The organism is Epilithonimonas bovis DSM 19482 (assembly GCF_900108115.1).
Classification (GTDB): Bacteria; Bacteroidota; Bacteroidia; order Flavobacteriales; family Weeksellaceae; genus Epilithonimonas; species Epilithonimonas bovis.
In genome coordinates this window covers 1-21,188 of record NZ_FTPU01000039.1, presented here as the reverse complement: position 1 = coordinate 21,188, position 21,188 = coordinate 1, and the positions used below count along the sequence as shown (strand labels likewise).

Sequence of the window (21,188 nt, the reverse complement as noted above, 5' to 3'; positions counted from 1 at the left end):
CTTTTTTGATGGTAGGTTGGTTGGTTATTTCAATATCACCTCATAGATTTTACTCCAGTTTTTACCGGTAATTAACATGTTGTCACCCTTAAAAGCAATACCATTAAGAACATCGTCTTCGTTGGTTGTGTTTTGTTTCGCAATATTACTAAAATCTAATATGCCGGTTACTTCGCCATTGGCAGGGTTAATTTGTAAAACGATTGGTTTTTGCCAGACGTTGGCATAGATAGAGCCGTTATGGTACTCAAGCTCATTAATCTGATCATACGCTTCGGTATTGCTGGCTACTGCAATCGTTCGTACAATTTGTGACGGATTTTCCGGGTTCAGGAAATAGATGTTTTTGGAACCATCGGATACAATCAGGTTTTTGCCGTCGTTGGTCATTCCCCAGCCTTCTGCAATCACATCCGGATATTTAAACTCCTTTATCAGTTTAAAATTAGAATCATAAATAAATCCTTTTTTTGCCTTGTAAGTCAGCTGGTAAACTTTGTCATTCAGCAGGGTAATACCTTCAGAAAAAATGTTGCTGGGTTGTGGGACTTCCAAAATTGGTGTCCGGCTGCCTAAGGTATATTTTAGTATTTTAGATTTCCCATCCAGACCGACACTTTCCAGCACCGTATCGCCGTGCAGTTCAAAGCCTTCTGTGAAACTATTGGTGTCATGCGGGTATTGGTTGGCAATTTCGTAAGCAATCGGTCGGGCTTTGGCTTTTGCAAAAACATTGATGGTGGCATCCTGCTGCAGCACCTCGCCACTTTTTGTTTTTATATTGAATGTAACGTCATTTTCGCCCAAAGAGAAAAATTTGGGATCAATAGAAAGGCTGCTTGTTTCCTTATCTCCAAAACTGATGCTGATGGCCTCGGCATAATCCAGCACATCCTGCGGAATGTTGAGCTTGTCCCCAAAATGGTAGCCTTTATCCTGCTGGCTGATGTTATAATCATTCAGCGTATTAAGGATGTCTTTGTCTTTGTTACAGCCCGTTAAGATAAAGAGTGCAATTACCGATGCAATAATCAATTTTTTCATCACAATTATTTTTTTATTTTTAAAAAATCTGCACTGCCACGCATGTTGTGTGAAGATTATTTGTTTTGTATTAATGGCCAAAAATACAAAATAATCAAAAGTAAATTTTCATAAATATTTCTTAAATTAAGTATAAAACATTAGATTTGTAGGTAATATGATAACAATAATTGCTGCTATTGGTAACAAAAATGCTCTGGGAAAAGATAATCAGTTGCTTTGGCGTCTGCCGGCAGATCTCAAACATTTTAAATCGGTTACCGAACATCATCCTGTAGTGATGGGCAGAAAAACTTATGAAAGTATAGGCAAAGCTTTGCCCAACCGTACCAATATTGTTGTAAGCCGCAAAGAGAACTGGTTTGCAGAAGATATCCTGATTGTGTCAACCTTGAAAGAAGCACTCAAATTTGCCAAAAAAATTAATGAAGATTTTTTTATCATTGGTGGCGGCGAGATTTATAAGCAAACATTGGATGTGGCAGAGCGTCTGGAGATCACTCAGGTAAAGGGCGATTTCGACGCAGATACTTTTTTTCCAAAAATTGATCCTAAAGTATGGCAGAAAACTGATGAATCCTGCCACGAAAAAGACGATAAAAATAACTACGATTACTGTTTCCAGACGTATCAGAGAATCAATCAAAAATAATTTTCAGGCGCAGATTCTCTACCTGATTCTGCTCATCATTAATCTATGGATTATCCAAGCAAAGTTTTATCAAAAGCTGTCGAAGAAATAGCCGGGCTTCCGGGTATCGGGAAAAAATCGGCACTGCGGCTGGCACTTCACCTGCTGAGGCAGCCTGCCTCTCAGGGCGTCTCTCTGGGAACCGCCATCCAGACGCTTGTAACAGATATCAAGTATTGCAAAGCATGCCATAACTTTTCTGATTCTGAGATATGTGATATTTGCAGCGATGATAAACGTTATAATGACATATTGTGTATTGTGGAGGATGTACGGGATGTGATGGCCATCGAGAATACCGGCAAATACCGTGGCAAATATTTGGTTTTGGGAGGTAAGATTTCTCCCATGGAAGGCGTGGGACCCAGCCAGCTGAGAATTGGCAGCATAGAAAAAAAGCTGGAAGAAGGCGGCGTGAAGGAGCTTATTTTTGCGCTCAGTGCTACCATGGAAGGGGATACTACAGCTTATTATATCTATAAAAAGTTTAAAAATTATCCTGTTGTATTTTCCAGTATTGCCAGAGGGATTGCGGTAGGTGATGAGCTGGAGTATGCCGATGAGATCTCTTTAGGAAGATCGATAACCAACAGAACTGTCTATAGCGAAGCCGGATCATGAAAGTAAGTGTAATTATTGTACATTATCAGGTGCCCGGTTTTTTAAAAAACTGTATTTTTTCTATTCAGGAAAATTTTTTGGGCTTTGATTACGAGATCATCGTTGTGGACAACCATTCACCAGATCCTTCCTGGAAAGCATTGATGGATGAGTTCCCACAAGTTCATTTCGTTTTGTTGGATGAAAATCTGGGCTTTTCAAAAGCTAATAATCTGGGCGTAAAACAGGCAAAAGCCGAATATGTTTACATCCTGAATCCGGATACTGAGATTGAAGGTGATTATTTTAAAGAAGTACTTGATTTTGCTGATAGTCAGGATGCATTGGGTGCGGTAGGCCTCAGGATGCATAACGCGAAAGGCTTGTTTTTGCCGGAAAGCAAAAGGTCTGTTCCTGCGCTCGTCAATTCTTTCGAAAAACTGTTTACAAAACTCAGCAACGATTCCAAAACCTATTACAGGAATGACATCGATGAAACTGATATAGCCGAAGTCGATATCATGACCGGGGCCAACCTTTTGATGAAAAAAACGGTTTATGAGGAAGTAGGAGGCTTTGATGAGCGGTACTTTATGTATGGGGAAGATATTGATCTTTGTTACACCATCTTGCAGAGAGGTTATAAAAATTATTATTATGGCCGCTACGCAATACTTCACCACAAGGGGGAAAGCACCATAAAAGACGGGCTTTACCTCTCCAGATTTTTTGGCGCAATGGATTTGTTTATCAAAAAGTATTATAGAAGACAGCAGCCTTTCCAATATATTATTATGAGACTGGGCCTCAAACTAAAGCATAACATAGAGAAAAGAAAACTGAAAAATAACAGTTAAGAGTATTTTCTGTTACATAATATAATTGCAGTGCTTCTACGGAAATTATTTGATAGTACCTTCTTCTTGTTCAGCAGGTTTCTCGATGGGAAAAGTCGATTCTTCAGCAAATTGTCTTAGCAGAGCCATTTCGTCCTTGGATTTATACTGTCCAAATCTTGCCGCGGCATATGTCAGAGCAATCAGGAGAAGGACAATAAACGAGCAGGGCAATGCCCAGACATAGTTATTGGTGTTAATCTGTTTTTCTACATAGTAAAGTGTGAAAAACGTCATCCAGGCAATTGTAAAGAGAAAGTAGAGGAACATAAAAAACGTCCATACGGCTGAGGAGGGACCAAAGATCCCACGGATGACCGTTGTGCCTTCTTCCTGCTCTATTCTCAATGCCAGATTGGGTTTCCAGTAATTTTCGTCCTGCGTTTTTACAAAAATTGTGGCCACCTCCCGATTGATATTCCCGAAAAACCGGTCTTGGTTTTTTTCCAAATAATTTCTGAGGTTATCTTCATATTGTTCTGGCGACAGGTGCGTATAAAGTTTAAATCTTGGCCTGTTCCTGATGCTGTTTAATGTTTCATTCATGGCTGTCTTTTTAGTTTTCCTTTCAATAATTATTCCTCTATATATGGGATAGGGTCTTCCAGAGTAATTTCTGTTTTTGCTATTACATTGTTCCGTTTGATTTCCAGCATTATTTTTCTGCTGTTATCCGTCTTTAGGATATTATGTATTTGGTTCATTGTCATATCTTTAGCGGCTTTGTTGTCGATGGTGATCAGTTGGTCATTTTTTAAAATACCTGCTTTTTGTGCTGGTGAATTTTTCCTCGTTCCGGCTACGACGAATACGGGTTTAAGGGAAAATTTGTACTGGAAGTTGTTGCTGTTATCAATCACATTAATTTCATTGCCGGCAGAGTTTCTTTTGGCAGTTTGTATCTGCACCTGTTCTTTTTCCCAAATAAGGCCTTCCTGTTTTATTTCCAGGCCGCTGCCATCAATCAAAAATGGATCGTTGAGATGCCGGTTCGCTTTTAAAAATAGGCGGTTGCCGGGATAATCAAACAAAACCGAAAAACGCCTTAGTATTTCTGCACCAATAGAGCCTTTTCTATCTTTTACGATGTGCAGATGCTGGATAGAAAACTCATCCGGCATGGCGGCGATCGGCTTATTCAATCGGAATTTCCCTATAGACAGAGCATTGATCCGGCTTCTTTTCCCAAAAATGTCACCACTAAATCCTCTCCCAAGAAAATCGTCAATATTAGGACGGTTGTATACAAAATCCCTGATGAGAACGGGGAAAAGCCAGACAGAGTCTGTATTACCAAGATCCAGCAATAGTTTTGAACTTTGTGGGTCATGTTTCATCTCTACATCGGCCGTTATATAAGGTTTGTTCATCTCCACTGTCATGGGAAACTCGTTGTATCGGTTCAGGCGTTTTGGGAAGACTGAAGCGTTTTTGTAAATAGTAATTGTTTTCTTTTGATAATTAATCTCTACCGGATGGTTACGGAAAAAATGATAACCAATAATACCGTTTACGGGAATGCCAATATCCTGAGAAATGTTAAAATTCTCATCCAGAACAATAAAGACGGTATGCGACTTATCAATATAGTGATGGCCAATACTGCAGTTGTTTTTAATGGATTTCAGTGCTTCTACATTAACTGTTTCTCCCAAACCGCGAAAGGTGATTTTCTCAATATTTTTAAAATCAACATCCCTGTTTTCCAGACTGAAGAGTATGGTTTCCGCAATTCCTGAGTCCAGCATAAAAGTTAGTTCCACACCATTGATATTGATGGGGATAAAAATCAGGTTGTTAATCAGTTTAAACTTAATTACTGTTTTTTCTTTGTTTTCCAGCGCAAAGCCGTCCTGAGCAAAGGCCAGAAAGTTAAAGAAGATCATCACAAAGACACTTATCGGTTTCATCACGTTATAGGCAGATGTTCATATACAAGTATAAGAATTTTTATGGTTGGATTAATTATATTTTATGTAATTCATAGTTTGTTTAAATATTTAACTATAAAAAGGAATGTTATTTGATGGTTGTTTATTTTAATTTAAAATATATTGTTAATTATTTAATTTATATGGTTATGAAAAATCTATTACACACATTTGGGAAAAATAATTTAGATGAAGTGGTTTTTGAAAACAGAAACAAGGCTTACGGTGCTTATGTTCTTAGAAATGAATATTCTAGTCAGTTGACTAAGGCGCTTTTTGCTGGTGTGGCATTTTTTGCCTCAGTGGCTGTGGTGCCGCTTATAATTTCTGCATTTAAAACAGAAATACCAGTACACATCAATCCACCTTTAGTACCATTTCAAATTACTGATGTGGATGCACCGGACCTTGTGAAACCTACGCCTGTAAGCTCGGCACCTGCTAGTATCAAAACAGTGGCTAATCCAGAATATACACCTGTTCGCGATGTAAAAAAAGAAACCAAATTACCAACCAAAGAAGATTTTGACGGTGCTGCAATTGGCACAGAAACCAAAGCGGGAGAGAGTACAACCATTCCTTTTGCGCCGCCTGCATTGCCTGGCCCGCCTTCGGTAAGCCATTTGCCAGCGGTTGCGCCGGTACCCGCAGCTGATCCTGATAAGCTTATTAATCAAAATGAGGCCGATATATCAGCATCATTTAAAGGAGGAATGGATGCTTTCCGGCAAAAGGTGTCACAAAATTTTGATACTTCGGCCGTAGATCAGTCCGGCGTTGTATCTGCTACCGTCACCTTTATTGTGGAGAGAGACGGCAGTATTTCCAATATAAAAGTAACGGGAAATAATTCAGACTTCAACCGTGAGGCCGAACGTACAATCCGTTCTGTGAAAAGCAAATGGTCACCAGCGATGCTGAAAGGGAAAACAATGAGATCATCATTTAGAATGCCTATTTCTATGCAAATAGAATGATTTGAAAATCAAAGGTTTATGTTTTGTTAAATCCTTGGTTAATATTAATTATCCACATTCTGCAACGGAATGTGGATAATTTTTTTATTTGCCAATCTGTTAATTAACAATACTTTAACGGCATGAGTCGTTTTTCAAAACTTTCTAAGTGCTAAAAAATTGTATTTTTGAGGATTAAATTAATGTTTATGGCAAAAATTATAGGTGTTGCAAATCAGAAAGGTGGTGTTGGGAAAACCACAACAGCCGTTAACCTTGCATCGGCGTTGGGCGTTTTGGAAAAGAGGATACTTTTGATAGACGCGGATCCGCAGGCCAATGCAACGTCTGGCCTTGGGGTAGAAGAGGTTAATTACTCTACTTATAATTTGCTGGAGCATAGTGCAGAGGTTACAAAATGTATCCTGCCTACCAGTTCGCCAAATGTTGACATCATCCCTTCACATATTGACCTGGTGGCCGCCGAGATAGAATTGGTGGACCGCGAAAACCGTGAGTATATGATGCGCGAGGCTCTGAAAGGTATCCGAGATCAATACGATTATATCATTATAGACTGTGCACCGAGTTTGGGTTTGATAACCATTAATGCATTAACAGCTTCTGATTCTGTTATTATACCAATACAGTGTGAATATTTTGCCCTGGAAGGTCTTGGAAAGTTACTCAATACTATTAAAAATGTGCAGAAAATACATAATCAGGATCTGGATATAGAAGGCTTGTTGCTTACGATGTACGATAGCCGGCTGAGGTTGTCCAATCAGGTTGTGGAAGAGGTTAATTCCCATTTTCCGGAGATGGTATTTGAAACCATTATCAGCCGCAATGTGCGCCTGAGCGAAGCACCAAGCTTTGGAGAAAGTATCCTGAGTTATGATGCCGAGAGCAAGGGTGCGATACAGTACATTCAGCTGGCTGAAGAGGTCTTGCTGAAAAACGAAAAATTAGTAAAAAATTAAAAGATTTTTTTGAAACAGGCTTTCTTAATTATCTATTATCAATCATCATTTTATAAGAATGAAGGACAAAAAAAGAGCTATGGGACGTGGCTTGGGAGCAATCCTAAACGCCGAGAGCCGCACAAATATTAATTCTGCGACAGACGAGGGTGCCAAAACACTTGTTGGTAATATTGTGGAGGTTCCTATAGAAGATATCTATCCCAACGCCGGACAGCCAAGGACTTACTTTGATGAAAAAGCACTCAATGATTTGGCCGAGTCCATCAGGAGTTTGGGCATCATACAGCCAGTCACACTGAGAAAAGACGGCGAAAAATTTGAAATCATATCCGGGGAAAGGCGTTACCGCGCATCTAAAATTGCAGGTTTAGCTGCCATCCCGGCTTACATACGTCTTGTTAATGATCAGGAACTGCTGGAAATGGCTCTGGTTGAGAATATCCAGAGAGAAGATCTTGATCCTATAGAAGTCGCATTAACCTATCAGCGGCTGTTGGATGAAGTGGGCATGACCCAGGAGAACCTTAGCCAGCGCGTAGGTAAAGAACGCAGTACTATTACCAACAGCGTTCGTTTGCTCAAATTATCTCCAAGTATCCAAAATGGTATCAGAAGTGGCGAGATATCTGCCGGACACGGCCGTGCTATTATGGGGCTGGATACCGATGAAAAACGCCAGATTTTATTTGACCGTATTATCCAGGACCACCTGAATGTACGGCAGGCAGAGCAGTTGGCAGGACAGATGAAGAACTCTCCGCCAGGGGAAAAAGTTGTTAAACAGATATTGGTTCCCAACCATGTAAAAAAAGCCCAAAAAGAACTTTCTGATCTTTTGGCGGTGAATGTGGAAATCAAAACTGCAGCTAATGGTAAAAAAGGGAAAATAGTTCTCGATTTTAAAAATGAAGAAGAGCTGGAGAATATCTTGGCTCATATCCGCTAAATGAAAAAATTATTTTCAGTTTTCTTGTTTTTTTGTTTCAGTCTGATTTTCTCGCAGGTTAATCCCAATGACACCATCCGTGTAGAGAATTTGCCTAAAGACAGTATTCCGGCTGCAAAACCACAATCAGAGAGCCAGATTCTGGGCGAGATAGATCAAAAGAATGCACCTGCAACAGTTCAGAAATTCAGTCCAACCAAAGCTGGGCTCTATTCTGCTGTTTTACCCGGATTGGGGCAGTATTATAACAAAAAATATTGGAAAATCCCAATAGTCTGGGGTGCTGTGGGTACCGGTGTGGGCATTGCACTTTGGAATGATAAACAATATAAGCGGTACAGAAATGCCTTTGTTGCAGAACTCAACGGTTTGCCTCACGAATTTTCCGGTATAAAGGGTATTGATAAGACTGTTTTAGGGAATGCACAGGATAGTTCCAAGCGGCAGCGTGATTACGCGATTGGTATTACAGGTTTGATCTATATCCTTAATATTATGGATGCGGTGGTGGATGCACACCTTTACGAAGGCCGGCACGATCCTGATTTGGCCATTGTTCCGTCCGTCATTAATGATCAATACAATTTGGGTATTGCAAAACCCGGTTTGACCCTAAGTTTTAGGTTTTAAATCAAATAAATTTTAATTAATAAAGAATGAAAATAGCAATAGTAGGTTACGGAAAAATGGGGAAAATCATTGACGGTATTTCCCAAAACCGTGGTCATGAGGTGGTTGCAAGATTAAAAGAAACACCTACCAAAGAATCGCTCAACAATGCTGATGTGGTGATCGAGTTTTCCAATCCCGAAGCTGCTTTTCACAACATCAGCGTTTGCCTTGAGAATCAGATTCCTGTGATATGCGGGACAACTGGCTGGCTAGACAAAAAACCTGCTGTGGAGCAATTAGCCATTGATAACGGCACTGCATTTTTATACGGATCCAATTTTAGTCTTGGCGTAAACCTTTTTTTTGCGCTTAACGAGAATCTGGCCAAAATGATGAGCCGGTTTAATGAATATTCCTGCCAGCTGGAGGAGATCCATCACATTCATAAGAAGGATGCACCTAGCGGTACGGCAATCAGTTTGGCCGAAGGTATTATTGCCAATTCGGGATATGAGGCCTGGAAACTGGATGAAACCAAAGATAAAGAACTGGGTATCTTTGCCATTCGTAAAGATGAAGTTCCCGGCACGCACAGTGTTTTCTACAGATCAGAAGTAGACGAAATTGAAATTAAGCACACCGCTTATAATCGCAATGGATTTGCCTTGGGAGCGGTAATTGCGGCCGAATGGATTGCCGATAAAAAAGGAGTTTTCTCTATGAAAGATGTTTTGGGATTATAGTTTTATAATTAAATTTTCCCTTTAATAATCGAGCTATCACTAATTTCTCTGTAACAAAAAGAACAGACCAAAAACTAATTATAAAATCAGCAAAAAGCTATTTGCCTAAAGCCAAAATATGAATTATATTATTACTTATACGGTTTATGTCCTTATCATCAGTGTTTTGATGGGGCTTACAACCTGGAAGTTATATAAGAAGATGGGATACAATCCACTATTTTCTTTTGTGCCATTTTATAACTACCTGATTATTCTCAAAGAAACCAAACATCCAAAATGGTGGGCCGTTTTATCCTATTTCCCAATTGTTGGGCCTATTATGATGTCGGTATTCCATATTTTCCTGATGAAGAAATTTGGGAAAAGAGGTTTTGTGAATGGGTTGTTAACTGTGATTTTGCCATTTATATTTATGGCGACTGTCAATTACAGCAAAAATCCGGAGATAGAAACCGAAGAAGAGGAAGAAGAGGCTAAAAAGAAAGAAACATTCTTGGGTTCTGTAACCTTCGCTGTTGTTTTTGCGACGATTATTCATGCGTTTATTACACAGCCGTTTGGGATTCCTACGGGATCTATGGAGAGGACTTTGTTAGTTGGGGATTTCTTGTTTGTTAACAAATGGGCTTATGGTTTCAGGATGCCAATGAGGCCTGTTGCTTTGCCATTTTTACAAGGGACCATTATGGATACCGGAGAAAAAGGCAATCCTAAAGACGATCCAAAATCTTATATCGATGCGGTAAAATTACCGTATCTAAGAATTCCGGGCTATGATGAGGTTAAGAGATATGACATTGTCGTTTTCAATTACCCACAAGACTCAGTGCATACCGCTATCGACAGAAAAGATCCTTATGTAAAAAGATGTATTGGGATCCCAGGTGATGTTATCGAGTTCAGGGCAGGAAGGTTATTTGTGAACAATGCGCCCGAGAAAATTCTTGGCGATGAGCAACAGCAGCACGGTTATCTGGTGACAACCGGTTCTCAACTGGATATTCCGCAATTATATAAGGCATACGGCTTTCTTCCTGTTCAGGAAAATCAGAACAATACAGGGTTTGTTTATGCATTTCAGGGCCTCACAGATCAGATTGCCAAAGAGATCAAAGCATTGCCTCAGGTTATCGAGATGAAGGAAATGATTGAGGAAAAAGGCGTTGGTGCTGTGAGATACAAGCTGAATGCTGATAAAACAGCTTACACAAAACATATTGATACAACCCAATCAATCTACCCAATCAATAAGCCTTGGAACCAGGATTGGTACGGCCCGCTCCGCATTCCGAAAAAAGGCGATGTGGTAACGCTTAATCAGGAAACTTTGCCTACTTACCAATGGATTATCTCAGAATATGAGCATAATAAGCTGGAAAACAAAAACGGCAAAATCTATATCAACGGTCAGGAAACCAACCAATATACCATCAAACAGAATTATTATATGATGATTGGGGATAACCGTGACGCTTCTCTGGATGCCAGATTCTTTGGTGTGGTTCCGGAAGAAAATATTGTGGGAAGGCCGATGTTTACATGGCTGAGTGTAGAAGGCCTGTTCTCCGACGCCAGTTCAACTTATCAAGCGCCAGGCAAAAAAATCCGTTGGGACAGGATGTTCAAAGCTACCAATACTGGCGAGTCCAACAAGACCTCTTACTGGTGGGTGGCAGTGGCAATTCTGGTATTATTCTTCGGTTGGGATTATTTTGCCAAACTGTTCAAAAAGAAGAAAGAAGAAGATTAATAAAATTTTTTAGGAGCTAATTCCCGCTATTCGCTGTATCTTTTTTCCTCACCCTAAATCCCTCTCCAAAGGCGAGGGACTTGCAGCCACAAAAAAGGATGCCGCTTCTATCGGGGCTAGGAGATTTGTCCGTCAAACAATTTACCCACTTTGTCAAAGGTTCGTATCTTTGACAAAGCTTTTTTTAAATAAATATGAAACAAGTCCTTTTACCAATATTCTATCTGCCTCCAGTTTCGTGGTTTTCTGTTTTTCTTGATAGTGACAATCAGATTACTTTGGAACAGTATGAGAATTTCCCAAAACAAACTTACAGAAACCGTACAGCCATCTATGGCGCCAATGGGAAGTTAGCTTTGATAATTCCTATAAAACACAATGGCAAAAGAGAACTAAAGGATATTGAAATTTCCTTTTCGGAGGATTGGCAAAAATTGCATTGGAAATCTATCAAAACCGCTTATCAAAGCACGCCTTATTTCGAGTTTTATGAAGATAAACTGAAGAAGATTTTTGATGAACCAGCAAAATCGTTAATAGATTTTAATCTCAAAGCATTAGATATTATTCTGAGTATTCTAAAAACCGAGAAAGAATTTGAACTCACACAGGAATATTATAAAAATCCCGATGCCGAAGATTACAGAAATCACTTCTCTACCAAAACAGAATCAGATTATAGTATGCCAGAGTATTATCAGAGCTTCTCAGACAAGTATGGTTTTATAAAAGATCTGTCTATTCTTGACCTTCTTTGTAACATTGGGCCGGAAAGCCTTACTTATATCAAAAATATTAATAGCCATCAAACTCAAAAATAACTGCCTTAGGATTAATTCTATTTTATAACAACAATGATCTAATATGGATTCGCCACTAGTAACTTTACAGTACCATTGATGAAGATTTGGCGATTGCATATGACCATTAAAAGTAAAATCAAAATATGAAAAAATTATTGATAGCGGCAGCTTTTTATGCCGGATTTGCAAATGTAGCGGCACAAACAGTCGCGCCAGAACAGGACAATGACCTCAAAACATGGTACCACAAAGATTTTGCAACGACCAAAGTGTATGGTGTCAATACCGCTAATGCTTACAAATTTTTAGAAAGCAAAGGCCTCAAACCAAAACCTGTTATTGTTGGTGTTTTGGATAGTGGTGTAGAAGTAGACCATCCTGGTTTGATGAAAAATATGTGGAAAAATCCCAATGAGATCCCTAATAATGGTAAAGATGATGACGGTAACGGTTATGTAGACGACATATACGGCTGGAATTTTCTTGGCGGTAAAAATGGCGATATTGATGTAGATAATATGGAAGTTACCAGAGTTGTGAAAAAATTTCAACCCGTTTTTGAAGGCCAGGATTCTGCTAAAAATAAGGAAAACCAGGCTAAATATCCGGACGATTTCGCAATGTATATGAAGTCGAAAGAGATCTTTACCAAAAAAAGCCAGGAAGCCAAACAAAATCTTCAGATGTATACCATGATTGACGGCGTTATTCCTGATATGGTGAGACTGTTGGGCAATAAAACGCTGACCAAAGAAAACCTGGCAACCATCAAACCATCCACACAGCAAGAAGCCATGGCGCTGCAAGTTCTTGCACAAGTTGCCAGTGATCCGCAGGCGACGGGCAAATCTGCTGATGAAGTGGGAAAATATATGAAAGATCAGATGAAAGAAGCCATCGACTATTTCAAGCCACAGGCAGAGAAAGGTTATAACCTTGATTTTGATCCGCGAAAAGAAATTGTCGGAGATAATTATGATGATTATTCTGAGAAAAGCTATGGGAATAACCATTACGAAGGTCCCGACGCTAAGCATGGGACGCATGTCGCGGGTATTATTGCCGGACTGGCAAACGGTAAAGAACCACAGTACGGTGTAGCATCCAGGGTTGCAAAGATCATGACTGTAAGAGCTGTTCCAGATGGTGATGAGCGTGACAAAGATGTGGCTAATGCTATCCGTTATGCTGTGGATAATGGAGCAAAAGTACTTAACATGAGTTTTGGGAAACCAGTTTCTCCTGGTAAAAATGTGGTTTGGGATGCTTTCAAATATGCCGAGAGCAAAGGTGTTCTTTTGGTGAAAGCAGCAGGTAATGAGAATGAGGATATTGCGGAACATCAGTATTTCCCAACTAATTTTAAATCTCAGACCGATGACAAGCCATTCATTAATAACATGATTGTTGTAGGAGCTAATACCAATGATGCTGATAAACTGAAAGCAAGCTTTTCTAATTATGATGCGAAAATGGTAGACGTTTTTGCCCCTGGCGATCAGATTTATTCTACCGTACCGGATGGTAAATACGAATATTTGCAGGGCACATCAATGGCTTCTCCTGTAGTTGCCGGTGCTGCAGCTGTTCTGTTGGCCTACATGCCCAATCTTACGCCGGCGCAGGTTATAGAATCTTTGGTGAATACCGCTAACAAATCTACAGCCAATGGTTTTGATACATTATCCAGGTCTAATGGCGTGATTGATACCGCTAAAGCTGCTGAATATGCGTACGCTCATTTTTACAAAGCAGATAATTCTTCTAAATCCTCAAAATTACCCGTTAAAAAGCAAAAAGATCGCAAGGTGATAGATCGCACAAAACTTTAAAATTATATCGACTAATACAATAAACTAATACAATAAAAAATCTGAGTTTGCTCAGATTTTTTATTTTTTATGATTTGGCACAGTTTTTTATAATAACTTAGCGTTTAAATATAAAACTATGAGAAAAATAATTTTTGGACTGTTTGGGATCGCACTGGTTGCCGGTTCTTGTTCAACAACAAAAAGTGCCTCATCTGACGGAAGCGTTTCTGCCGGACAGGCTCAGAGTCTGAGAGCAGAGGTTATGAAACTGAAAGGAGAATGGACGATCTCTGATGTGGATTACAATAAATCATACAGCATCAAGCCTTTCGATGAGGGTGCTGATATCAATTGTTTTGTAGGAAGTGCCTGGAAATTAATCCCGAATAATTACACGGGGACTTATTCCCTTAATGGTGGCGGTTCTTGCCCTGTAAAAACTCAGGCAATCACCTTTAGCGTAGACAAATACAGTAATGTTTCTATCAAAAAGGTAGGGGAAGGCGAGAAAGCAAAAAAAGTGGGAGCAGGATATATGCTAAGACTGGAAAATCCAACAGATAATAGTTTTACATTGGTTCAGTCCCTTAATGCCGATGGCTCACCAATGGATGTTAGATATAATTTCGTAAGAACTTCAAGTAAATAATAAAACACATTACAATGAAAATTAATAAAGTAAAAATTGCAGCATTTTTTATCTCCGGATCTTTGTTGCTTACAAGTTGTGAAGCAGTACAAAATGCTAATAATACACAAAAAGGTGCTGCCATAGGTACTGCAGCAGGCGCCGTTTTGGGTGGTATTTTGGGAAATAACCTTGGTAAAGGCGGTAATGCACCTCTTGGTGCTGTTCTAGGTGGTGTTGTAGGTGGTGTTGCCGGTGGTGTTATTGGTAACAAAATGGATAAACAAGCTAAAGAGATCAAAGAAGTTTTGCCAGGCGCTGAGGTGGAAAGAGTAGGTGAAGGTATCAAAGTGACCCTTCATGAGAACACTGTTAATTTTGATTTTAATTCATCAACATTAACCGCATTGGCCAAAACTAACCTTGATAAACTGGTAACAGTTCTTAAAAATAATCCTGATACCAACATTAATATCTACGGTTATACAGATAGCGTGGGAAGTGATTCTTATAATCTTACATTATCCGGTAAAAGAGCAGATGCTGTTAAGGCGTATCTTACGTCCAAGGGTGTTTCTTCATCCAGACTTTTCACACAAGGAATGGGAGAAGCAAACCCTGTAGCATCCAATGATACAGATGCAGGAAGAGCCAAAAACAGACGTGTAGAGTTTGCTATCACAGCCAACGAAAAAATGATCAATGATGCACAAAGTGGGAATTAATCACTAATTCTCATATTTTCATTAATATATAAACCGCAGTTTGCGGTTTTTTTATTTTAGTACTACTTTTGCATGAATTAAACATTGGATGAAAAACTATTTAAAATTAATAAGAGTAGAGCAGTGGGTAAAGAATTTGTTTGTTTTTGCACCCCTTTTTTTCTCAGGTAAAATCACAAATCCACACTTGTTTTTTGAAAGCATATTTGCTTTTTTGGTTTTTTCATTTACAGCCAGTTCTATTTATATTATCAATGATTACTTTGATATAGAATCTGATAAAAAACATCCGGAGAAAAAACACAGGCCTTTAGCCAGTGGTGTTATATCAAAATCTAATGCCAGGCTGCTGTTTGCGTTTTTGGTTCTTTTGGCAGTATCATCGGTTTTTGTTGGCAGTTATTTGTTTCATGAGAATTTATGGAAATTTGGGGTGATTATCGCTTTTTATTTCATCATCAATATCCTGTACACTTTTAAGCTGAAACAGGTTGCCATTGTTGATATCTGTATTATTGCGATCGGTTTTGTTCTGCGTGTATTAGCCGGCGGCTATGTTACGGGTATTATCGTCACCAACTGGGCTGTGCTGCTCACTTTTGTTTTGGCTTTAGTCTTAGCCATTGGTAAACGAAGAGGTGAATTGATCAATGCGCAGATCTCCGGAAAAACCAGAAAGGCGCTGGATGGTTATAATGTTCAGTTTGCAGATATTGCCCTGTCCATCAGTTGTACACTGGCCATTGTCTGTTATCTGATGTTTACCTTGTCTCCGGAAGTCCAGGCAAAATTCCATTCACGGGTGTTTTATACCGTTATTTTTGTGGTTTTCGCTTTTCTTCGCTATCTCCAGCAGACATTAGTGTACAACAAAACCGAATCTCCAACCAAAATAGTTTATAAAGACCGTTATATACAGATAACAATAGTTCTTTGGGTGATCGTTTTTCTGCTTCAGATTTATTTTAAGTAGCTGCTTGATCATAAAAACACCACAATGATGAAAACCAAACGGCGCATAATTGGCGCTCTCAAAAAAAATTACAGCTAAGATGAAACCGAATTTTATTCAGAAAGTAACCAACTGGGGCAATTTCCCGGTTGTGGAAAAAGAAATGAAATCGGATGATTCTGTTTCTAAAATCAAACAATTTGTAAGGGAAAATAACGAAGTGATAGCACGCGGAAACGGCCGTTGCTATGGCGATGCCTCTTTGGGCGAGCATATCTTCTCAACCAAAAGGCTTAATAAGTTTATTTCGTTTGACAGGCTCAATGGTATTATAGAGTGCGAATCCGGCGTACTTTTATCCGAAGTGCTGGAAGTGGCTGTGCCGCAAGGTTATTTTCTGTATGTTACGCCGGGTACCAAGTTTGTCTCTGTGGGAGGCGCAATTGCATCCGATGTACACGGTAAAAACCATCATGCAGAAGGCTGCTTTTCTGAGTATGTGACCGAGTTCAAACTGATGAACGAAGATGCAGAAATGATAACCTGCTCCAGAGAAGAAAATCAGGATAAATTTTGGGCCACCATTGGCGGAATGGGTTTGACGGGGATTATTCTCTCCGCCAAATTCAAACTCAAAAATATAGAATCTGTTTACATCCGCCAGGAGAGCATCAAAGCCGATAATCTGGATGAGATTTTCCGTTTGTTTGACGAGAGCGAAGACTGGACTTACAATGTTGCCTGGATTGACTGCTTTCAAAAAGGTAAAAATCTGGGAAGATCTATTCTGATGCGTGGCGAACATGCTCTAAAGGCCGAACTGCCAGCCAACCTTCAGAAAAAATCACTTAAGCTGAAGCCAAAATTCAGCCCGACAGTACCTTTTTATTTCCCCAGTTTTGTACTGAATGCCTTAACAATCAAGATTTTCAATTTTCTTTATTATGGCAAGCAACGTAAAAAGCAACTCAATAATTTTATCGATTACGAGAGTTTTTTTTATCCGCTTGATTTTGTGAACGACTGGAACAAGATCTACGGTAAAAGTGGTTTTATCCAATACCAGATGATGATCCCGAAAGAAAATGGTAAAGAAGGCATGCGCCGTATCCTGGAGACGATTGCAAACAGCGGTAACGGATCTTTTTTGGCGGTTCTCAAACTGTATGGCAAAGAAAATCCGCAGGCTTACAATTCCTTTCCTTTTGAGGGTTACTCGTTGGCATTGGATTTCAAAGTCAATAAAAAACTAAGAAAACTGATAGATCAGCTGGATGATATTGTTGAGCAATATGGCGGGAAGATTTACCTTACAAAAGACAGCATGAGCAGATCCTCTTTGACTAATTATCTTCAGAATGTTGACTCCTCCAAGTTTGTTTCTTTGCAGCACAAAAGAATTGTGAATGGTTTATAATTGAATCACATTGATTATCAGTTGATTAATAACCCCAAAATACAGAAAACCTAATGCCAAATACGAAAAATATATGATAATTCTTGGTTCCAATTCAGAAGTGGCGCAGGCATTTGTAGAAGAATGCCTTAAAAGAGGCGAGAAGTTTTCTACCATTTACCTGATAAGCTCCAATCCGAAAACTACTGAAAAATTTGCCGGCCATATCAATGTCAAGTTTCTTCAGCATTCTGAGATAATTGCGCTGGACCTGATGCAGGATATCGATTATAAAAAACTGGAGAATATCAGTTCAGACCTGTTGTTTTGTGCGTCAGGATACTTGGGCCTTGGAACTGATGAAGCCTTATATGATGACGATAATACCGAGAGGATTATTGATATTAATTATGCCAGGCTAATCCCGGTGCTTAATTTTTTCGCTAAAAAGATGGAGTCCAAAAGAGCGGGAAATATGATTGTACTTTCTTCTGTTGCAGGCGAAAGAGGCAGGCAAAGCAATTTTATCTATGGCAGCGCAAAAGCCGGATTAACAGCCTATCTCAGTGGCCTTAGAAATTATCTGTATGATAAAAAAGTGAAAGTGATGACCGTGAAACCCGGTTTTATGGATACCAAGATGACAGAAGGCTTGCCGCTGAATCCTGCACTGACGGCCACGCCCCAAAAAGCAGCAGAAGTCATTTACAAAGCCTACAAAAATAAAAGAGATGTGGTTTACGTTTTACCTGTTTGGGGATTGATTATGATGATCATCAGAAATATCCCGGAATTTATTTTTAAAAAAATGAAACTGTAAAAGTCTGGAAACCTAAGGGAGGAAGCAGAAAATTTGAAAATCAAAATATTGAATATTAAATGATTCCATTTGACCTTTGAAGAAAAAAATGAATATCTACAAATGAAAAAGCTCTATTTATTCGATTTTGACGGAACGCTCACTTACAAAGACACCATGTTTCTGTTTCTTAAGTTTTACGACCCGGCCAGATTTTCTGTTCAGTTTGCAAAGCATATTCCGCTGTTCATTTTATTGAAACTGAAGTTAGCTGACGCAGAGGCCGTCAAAAAAAGTTTTATCTCATCCATCCTCAAAGGCCAATCCAGATACCAGATTGATAAAAAGGCTCAACTTTTTTTTCAGGAATATTATCCAAAATTATTCCGCGAGAATGCTTTGGATTTCATTAATAATATAGACAGAGAAACCACCGAATCCTACATTGTTACTGCGTCGCTTGATATATGGATAAAGCCTTTTGCAGAAGAATTTAAAATGGGAATGCTTGCCACCAGGGCAGAATTTGTAAACGATATTTTCACAGGCAATTTTGTAGGCAAAAACTGTAACAAGCAGGAAAAAGTCAACAGAATAAAAACAGCGATAAGTAATCAGAAATACGACAAAATCATTGCCTTTGGGGACAGCTCCGGCGACAAAGCTATGTTTCGCTTTGCCAATGAATCCCATTACCGATTTTTTCACTAATTTAGTGCTTTAATTTTCGACCTTGTTTCAAAAGGCCACTAATCTTTATAGAAATGGAAAGAATTTATCTGGATAATGCTGCGACAACGCCTCTTGATACAGAGGTGATAGACTGTATGGTAAATGTTTTAAAATTCAATTATGGCAATCCGTCATCAACACACAGTTTGGGACAGGAAGCCAAAACTATTTTGGAAGAAGTAAGGCGAAAGATTGCAGATTCTTTGAAAGTGACACCGGGAGAAATCGTTTTCACATCTTGTGGAACCGAGTCTAATAACATGATTATCAAGTCATGTGTTAATTATCTCGGGGTCCAGAGAATTATTACCTCACCGCTGGAGCACAAGTGTGTGGCAGAAACCTGCCTGGAGATGAAAAAACTGAGAGGTGTAGAGTTGGTTTACCTAAGACCGGATTCCACTGGTGATTTGGATTTGAACAAATTAGAAGAATTGCTGAAAGAATCCGATAAAAAAACATTGGTAACATTAATGCATGCCAACAACGAGATTGGTAACATCCTGGATATAGAAAAAGTGGCACACCTTTGTAATGATAATCAAGCACTTTTCCATTCGGATACGGTACAGACAATGGCACATCTTGATCTCGATTTTTCAAAAATACCACTTGATTTTGCATCTTGCAGTGCACACAAATTCCATGGACCGAAAGGGACCGGCTTTGCTTTTGTAAGAAAATCATCCGGGCTCAAGGGCATTATCACCGGAGGGCCGCAGGAACGTTCGTTGAGAGCCGGAACAGAGAACGTTACAGGTATTGCCGGGCTTGGGAAAGCCTGGGAGCTCTGCCAGAAAAATATGAGCCAATACAGCCAGCATATTATTGATATCAAACATTACTGCATAACTCAGCTTCAGGAGAAGATTGAGGGCATAAAATTCAATGGAAGAAGCGCCGGAGATGAGAGTTTGTATACGGTTCTTAATGTTCTGTTGCCTTACAAAAACCCATTAATCGGATTACAATTGGATATGAAGGGTATTGCAGTGTCTCAGGGCAGCGCCTGCAGTTCGGGCGCATCAAAACCATCGATGGTCTTAATGTCTGTACTTTCAGAAGAAGAGCTGGATCACTGCACGCCGCTTAGGATTTCATTCAGCCATATGACAAAAAAGTCCGATATAGATGCTTTTGTGCAGGTATTGGAGGAAATTGGTAAAGGATTCGTTATAGAAAAAGCTGATAGTATACATAGATAATCAACAGAAATAATAATATTTAAATTTTGTAATTTTGTTTTTACAAATTAATTAAGAATAAATCATGGCAGTAGAAATTACAGATCAATCGTTTCAGGAAACAGTATTGAATTCGGATAAACCAGTTTTGGTCGATTTTTGGGCAACCTGGTGTGGACCTTGTAGAATGTTAGGTCCAATTATCGAGGAAATTGCAACAGATTTTGAAGGCAAAGCATTGGTAGGAAAAGTTGAAGTAGATAATAATCAGCAGGTTTCTGTAGATTATGGTATCAGAAATATCCCAACAGTTTTAATCTTCAAAAACGGTGAAGTTGTAGACAAATTGGTGGGCGTTGCTCCAAAAGAAGTGATTGCTGAGAAATTAAATTCTTACTTGTAAGAAAATAATAATATTGAAAATGAACGCTTTTCCTTTTGAAAAGCGTTTTTTTATGCAAAAAATTTGGAGATGTGAATTATTGTTGTATTTTTGCAACCACAATAAACAAGGAAACATTTCTGGTTTGTTGGGCAAAAGATCCGGTAGTTCAGCTGGTTAGAATGCCGCCCTGTCACGGCGGAGGTCGCGGGTTCGAGTCCCGTCCGGATCGCGAAAGCCTTTAACGAAAGTTAGAGGCTTTTTTGTTATTATAGCAATGTGGCTATTTTTTTTGGATCAAGATCAAACCTTGGGGACTAGGCAAAAATTTTAGATAATCTGAAAAGGAAAAATACTTTGTCTTTAACACCTCTAAGCTGCATTCTGAATTGCTTTATTTTCGAATTAAACGATTCTGCAGATGCATTGGTACTTCTTCTTTCAAAATAATTCAGGATGTCATTATAATGGTTTGTAATCGTATTTTTAAGTGTTGAAAAGGATTTAAAACCTGATTCTTCCACATCTTTAAACCAATGGGCAAGTTTGAGCATTGCTACAGATTTTAATGTGTTCTGATTATAAATTTTCCTTAGTTTATCGGATAAATTGTAA

At 39.1% G+C, this 21,188-nt stretch carries 23 protein-coding genes and 1 tRNA gene; 20 read left to right on the top strand and 4 right to left on the bottom strand.

All coding sequences use genetic code 11. The features are described 5' to 3' along the window. Nucleotides 1-24: 24 nt before the first annotated feature. Nucleotides 25-1,044, bottom strand: a complete 1,020-nt coding sequence (locus tag B0B05_RS13565) for a glutaminyl-peptide cyclotransferase (protein WP_076784164.1) — start codon at nt 1,042-1,044, stop codon at nt 25-27. A gap of 157 nt (nt 1,045-1,201) precedes the next feature. Here B0B05_RS13565 and B0B05_RS13560 point away from each other — a divergent pair, with 157 nt between their 5' ends. From B0B05_RS13560 to B0B05_RS13550, 3 genes are read left to right on the top strand one after another with little or no spacing between them, the layout of a single operon-like run. Further along, the gene (locus B0B05_RS13560; protein ID WP_076784157.1) at nt 1,202-1,696 is read left to right on the top strand and encodes a dihydrofolate reductase; all 495 of its coding nucleotides are present in this window, start codon (nt 1,202-1,204) and stop codon (nt 1,694-1,696) included. 45 nt (nt 1,697-1,741) lie between these two features. Beyond that, a complete protein-coding gene (gene recR, locus B0B05_RS13555) occupies nt 1,742-2,356 on the top strand; it encodes a recombination mediator RecR (RefSeq protein WP_076784156.1) in 615 nt (204 codons plus the stop codon). Beyond that, nucleotides 2,353-3,192, top strand: coding sequence for a glycosyltransferase family 2 protein (locus tag B0B05_RS13550; protein WP_076784155.1), 840 nt, complete (start codon nt 2,353-2,355; stop codon nt 3,190-3,192). Before recR ends, B0B05_RS13550 begins: the two co-directional genes overlap by 4 nt. A 45-nt stretch (nt 3,193-3,237) precedes the next feature. Here B0B05_RS13550 and B0B05_RS13545 read toward each other — a convergent pair whose 3' ends face one another. Then, nucleotides 3,238-3,777: a hypothetical protein gene (locus B0B05_RS13545; RefSeq protein WP_076784154.1), complete on the bottom strand. Its 540-nt coding sequence runs from the start codon at nt 3,775-3,777 to the stop codon at nt 3,238-3,240. A gap of 29 nt (nt 3,778-3,806) precedes the next feature. Beyond that, nucleotides 3,807-5,141 (bottom strand): PDZ domain-containing protein, encoded by a 1,335-nt coding sequence (locus B0B05_RS13540; RefSeq protein WP_076784153.1) that lies wholly within the window; start codon nt 5,139-5,141, stop codon nt 3,807-3,809. Between the two features lie 170 nt (nt 5,142-5,311). Here B0B05_RS13540 and B0B05_RS13535 point away from each other — a divergent pair, with 170 nt between their 5' ends. The 17 genes from B0B05_RS13535 (at nt 5,312) to B0B05_RS13455 (ending at nt 20,805) form a co-directional block, all read left to right on the top strand. Then, nucleotides 5,312-6,139, top strand: coding sequence for an energy transducer TonB (locus tag B0B05_RS13535; protein ID WP_076784163.1), 828 nt, complete (start codon nt 5,312-5,314; stop codon nt 6,137-6,139). 188 nt (nt 6,140-6,327) lie between these two features. Continuing rightward, on the top strand, nt 6,328-7,101 hold the full coding sequence (locus tag B0B05_RS13530; protein ID WP_076784152.1) for a ParA family protein: 774 nt from the start codon (nt 6,328-6,330) through the stop codon (nt 7,099-7,101). 58 nt (nt 7,102-7,159) lie between these two features. Beyond that, entirely contained in the window at nt 7,160-8,050 is an 891-nt protein-coding gene (locus tag B0B05_RS13525) for a ParB/RepB/Spo0J family partition protein (protein ID WP_076784151.1), read from the top strand. Further along, entirely contained in the window at nt 8,051-8,680 is a 630-nt protein-coding gene (locus B0B05_RS13520; protein ID WP_076784150.1) for a DUF5683 domain-containing protein, read from the top strand. It abuts the gene before it with no gap. Nucleotides 8,681-8,706: 26 nt separating this feature from the next. After that, nucleotides 8,707-9,405, top strand: a complete 699-nt coding sequence (dapB, locus tag B0B05_RS13515) for a 4-hydroxy-tetrahydrodipicolinate reductase (protein WP_076784149.1) — start codon at nt 8,707-8,709, stop codon at nt 9,403-9,405. Between the two features lie 118 nt (nt 9,406-9,523). Next, nucleotides 9,524-11,158, top strand: a complete 1,635-nt coding sequence (lepB, locus tag B0B05_RS13510) for a signal peptidase I (protein ID WP_076784148.1) — start codon at nt 9,524-9,526, stop codon at nt 11,156-11,158. Nucleotides 11,159-11,352: 194 nt separating this feature from the next. Then, nucleotides 11,353-11,979: a WbqC family protein gene (locus B0B05_RS13505; protein ID WP_076784147.1), complete on the top strand. Its 627-nt coding sequence runs from the start codon at nt 11,353-11,355 to the stop codon at nt 11,977-11,979. Nucleotides 11,980-12,104: 125 nt separating this feature from the next. Then, entirely contained in the window at nt 12,105-13,793 is a 1,689-nt protein-coding gene (locus tag B0B05_RS13500; RefSeq protein ID WP_076784146.1) for a S8 family serine peptidase, read from the top strand. A gap of 118 nt (nt 13,794-13,911) precedes the next feature. Next, entirely contained in the window at nt 13,912-14,424 is a 513-nt protein-coding gene (locus B0B05_RS13495; RefSeq protein ID WP_076784145.1) for a lipocalin family protein, read from the top strand. Nucleotides 14,425-14,438: 14 nt separating this feature from the next. After that, the gene (locus tag B0B05_RS13490; protein ID WP_076784144.1) at nt 14,439-15,128 is read left to right on the top strand and encodes a YiaD family glycine zipper/OmpA-like lipoprotein; all 690 of its coding nucleotides are present in this window, start codon (nt 14,439-14,441) and stop codon (nt 15,126-15,128) included. An 88-nt stretch (nt 15,129-15,216) separates the two neighbouring features. After that, nucleotides 15,217-16,101 (top strand): decaprenyl-phosphate phosphoribosyltransferase, encoded by an 885-nt coding sequence (locus B0B05_RS13485; protein WP_076784143.1) that lies wholly within the window; start codon nt 15,217-15,219, stop codon nt 16,099-16,101. 79 nt (nt 16,102-16,180) lie between these two features. Beyond that, nucleotides 16,181-17,497 (top strand): FAD-binding oxidoreductase, encoded by a 1,317-nt coding sequence (locus tag B0B05_RS13480; RefSeq protein ID WP_076784142.1) that lies wholly within the window; start codon nt 16,181-16,183, stop codon nt 17,495-17,497. A gap of 73 nt (nt 17,498-17,570) precedes the next feature. Continuing rightward, the gene (locus B0B05_RS13475; protein WP_076784141.1) at nt 17,571-18,296 is read left to right on the top strand and encodes an SDR family NAD(P)-dependent oxidoreductase; all 726 of its coding nucleotides are present in this window, start codon (nt 17,571-17,573) and stop codon (nt 18,294-18,296) included. A gap of 102 nt (nt 18,297-18,398) precedes the next feature. After that, nucleotides 18,399-18,986 carry an HAD-IB family hydrolase gene (locus B0B05_RS13470; protein WP_076784140.1) on the top strand — a complete coding sequence of 196 codons (588 nt, stop codon included), beginning with the start codon at nt 18,399-18,401 and terminating at the stop codon, nt 18,984-18,986. A gap of 53 nt (nt 18,987-19,039) precedes the next feature. Beyond that, nucleotides 19,040-20,212, top strand: a complete 1,173-nt coding sequence (locus B0B05_RS13465; RefSeq protein ID WP_076784139.1) for a cysteine desulfurase family protein — start codon at nt 19,040-19,042, stop codon at nt 20,210-20,212. A gap of 64 nt (nt 20,213-20,276) precedes the next feature. Next, a complete protein-coding gene (trxA, locus tag B0B05_RS13460; RefSeq protein WP_076784138.1) occupies nt 20,277-20,594 on the top strand; it encodes a thioredoxin in 318 nt (105 codons plus the stop codon). A 137-nt stretch (nt 20,595-20,731) separates the two neighbouring features. Then, nucleotides 20,732-20,805: transfer RNA gene (locus tag B0B05_RS13455), tRNA-Asp, on the top strand. Nucleotides 20,806-20,890: 85 nt separating this feature from the next. On the opposite strand, the gene B0B05_RS13450 is transcribed toward B0B05_RS13455, so the two are convergent. Beyond that, nucleotides 20,891-21,188, bottom strand: a 298-nt coding sequence (locus B0B05_RS13450; RefSeq protein ID WP_076784137.1) for a transposase, incomplete at its 5' end; no start/stop codon positions are given.

What these genes read in the sequence shown, in the direction of transcription:
- B0B05_RS13475 (WP_076784141.1), top strand. Translation starts at nt 17,571, where the DNA reads ATGATAATTCTTGGTTCCAATTCAGAAGTGGCGCAGGCATTTGTAGAA.
- B0B05_RS13505 (WP_076784147.1), top strand. Translation starts at nt 11,353, where the DNA reads ATGAAACAAGTCCTTTTACCAATATTCTATCTGCCTCCAGTTTCGTGG.
- B0B05_RS13540 (WP_076784153.1), bottom strand. Translation starts at nt 5,141, where the DNA reads ATGAAACCGATAAGTGTCTTTGTGATGATCTTCTTTAACTTTCTGGCC.
- B0B05_RS13470 (WP_076784140.1), top strand. Translation starts at nt 18,399, where the DNA reads ATGAAAAAGCTCTATTTATTCGATTTTGACGGAACGCTCACTTACAAA.
- dapB (WP_076784149.1), top strand. Translation starts at nt 8,707, where the DNA reads ATGAAAATAGCAATAGTAGGTTACGGAAAAATGGGGAAAATCATTGAC.
- B0B05_RS13490 (WP_076784144.1), top strand. Translation starts at nt 14,439, where the DNA reads ATGAAAATTAATAAAGTAAAAATTGCAGCATTTTTTATCTCCGGATCT.
- recR (WP_076784156.1), top strand. Translation starts at nt 1,742, where the DNA reads ATGGATTATCCAAGCAAAGTTTTATCAAAAGCTGTCGAAGAAATAGCC.
- lepB (WP_076784148.1), top strand. Translation starts at nt 9,524, where the DNA reads ATGAATTATATTATTACTTATACGGTTTATGTCCTTATCATCAGTGTT.
- B0B05_RS13500 (WP_076784146.1), top strand. Translation starts at nt 12,105, where the DNA reads ATGAAAAAATTATTGATAGCGGCAGCTTTTTATGCCGGATTTGCAAAT.
- B0B05_RS13520 (WP_076784150.1), top strand. Translation starts at nt 8,051, where the DNA reads ATGAAAAAATTATTTTCAGTTTTCTTGTTTTTTTGTTTCAGTCTGATT.
- B0B05_RS13550 (WP_076784155.1), top strand. Translation starts at nt 2,353, where the DNA reads ATGAAAGTAAGTGTAATTATTGTACATTATCAGGTGCCCGGTTTTTTA.
- trxA (WP_076784138.1), top strand. Translation starts at nt 20,277, where the DNA reads ATGGCAGTAGAAATTACAGATCAATCGTTTCAGGAAACAGTATTGAAT.
- B0B05_RS13530 (WP_076784152.1), top strand. Translation starts at nt 6,328, where the DNA reads ATGGCAAAAATTATAGGTGTTGCAAATCAGAAAGGTGGTGTTGGGAAA.
- B0B05_RS13560 (WP_076784157.1), top strand. Translation starts at nt 1,202, where the DNA reads ATGATAACAATAATTGCTGCTATTGGTAACAAAAATGCTCTGGGAAAA.
- B0B05_RS13480 (WP_076784142.1), top strand. Translation starts at nt 16,181, where the DNA reads ATGAAACCGAATTTTATTCAGAAAGTAACCAACTGGGGCAATTTCCCG.
- B0B05_RS13535 (WP_076784163.1), top strand. Translation starts at nt 5,312, where the DNA reads ATGAAAAATCTATTACACACATTTGGGAAAAATAATTTAGATGAAGTG.
- B0B05_RS13545 (WP_076784154.1), bottom strand. Translation starts at nt 3,777, where the DNA reads ATGAATGAAACATTAAACAGCATCAGGAACAGGCCAAGATTTAAACTT.
- B0B05_RS13525 (WP_076784151.1), top strand. Translation starts at nt 7,160, where the DNA reads ATGAAGGACAAAAAAAGAGCTATGGGACGTGGCTTGGGAGCAATCCTA.
- B0B05_RS13495 (WP_076784145.1), top strand. Translation starts at nt 13,912, where the DNA reads ATGAGAAAAATAATTTTTGGACTGTTTGGGATCGCACTGGTTGCCGGT.
- B0B05_RS13485 (WP_076784143.1), top strand. Translation starts at nt 15,217, where the DNA reads ATGAAAAACTATTTAAAATTAATAAGAGTAGAGCAGTGGGTAAAGAAT.
- B0B05_RS13565 (WP_076784164.1), bottom strand. Translation starts at nt 1,044, where the DNA reads ATGAAAAAATTGATTATTGCATCGGTAATTGCACTCTTTATCTTAACG.
- B0B05_RS13465 (WP_076784139.1), top strand. Translation starts at nt 19,040, where the DNA reads ATGGAAAGAATTTATCTGGATAATGCTGCGACAACGCCTCTTGATACA.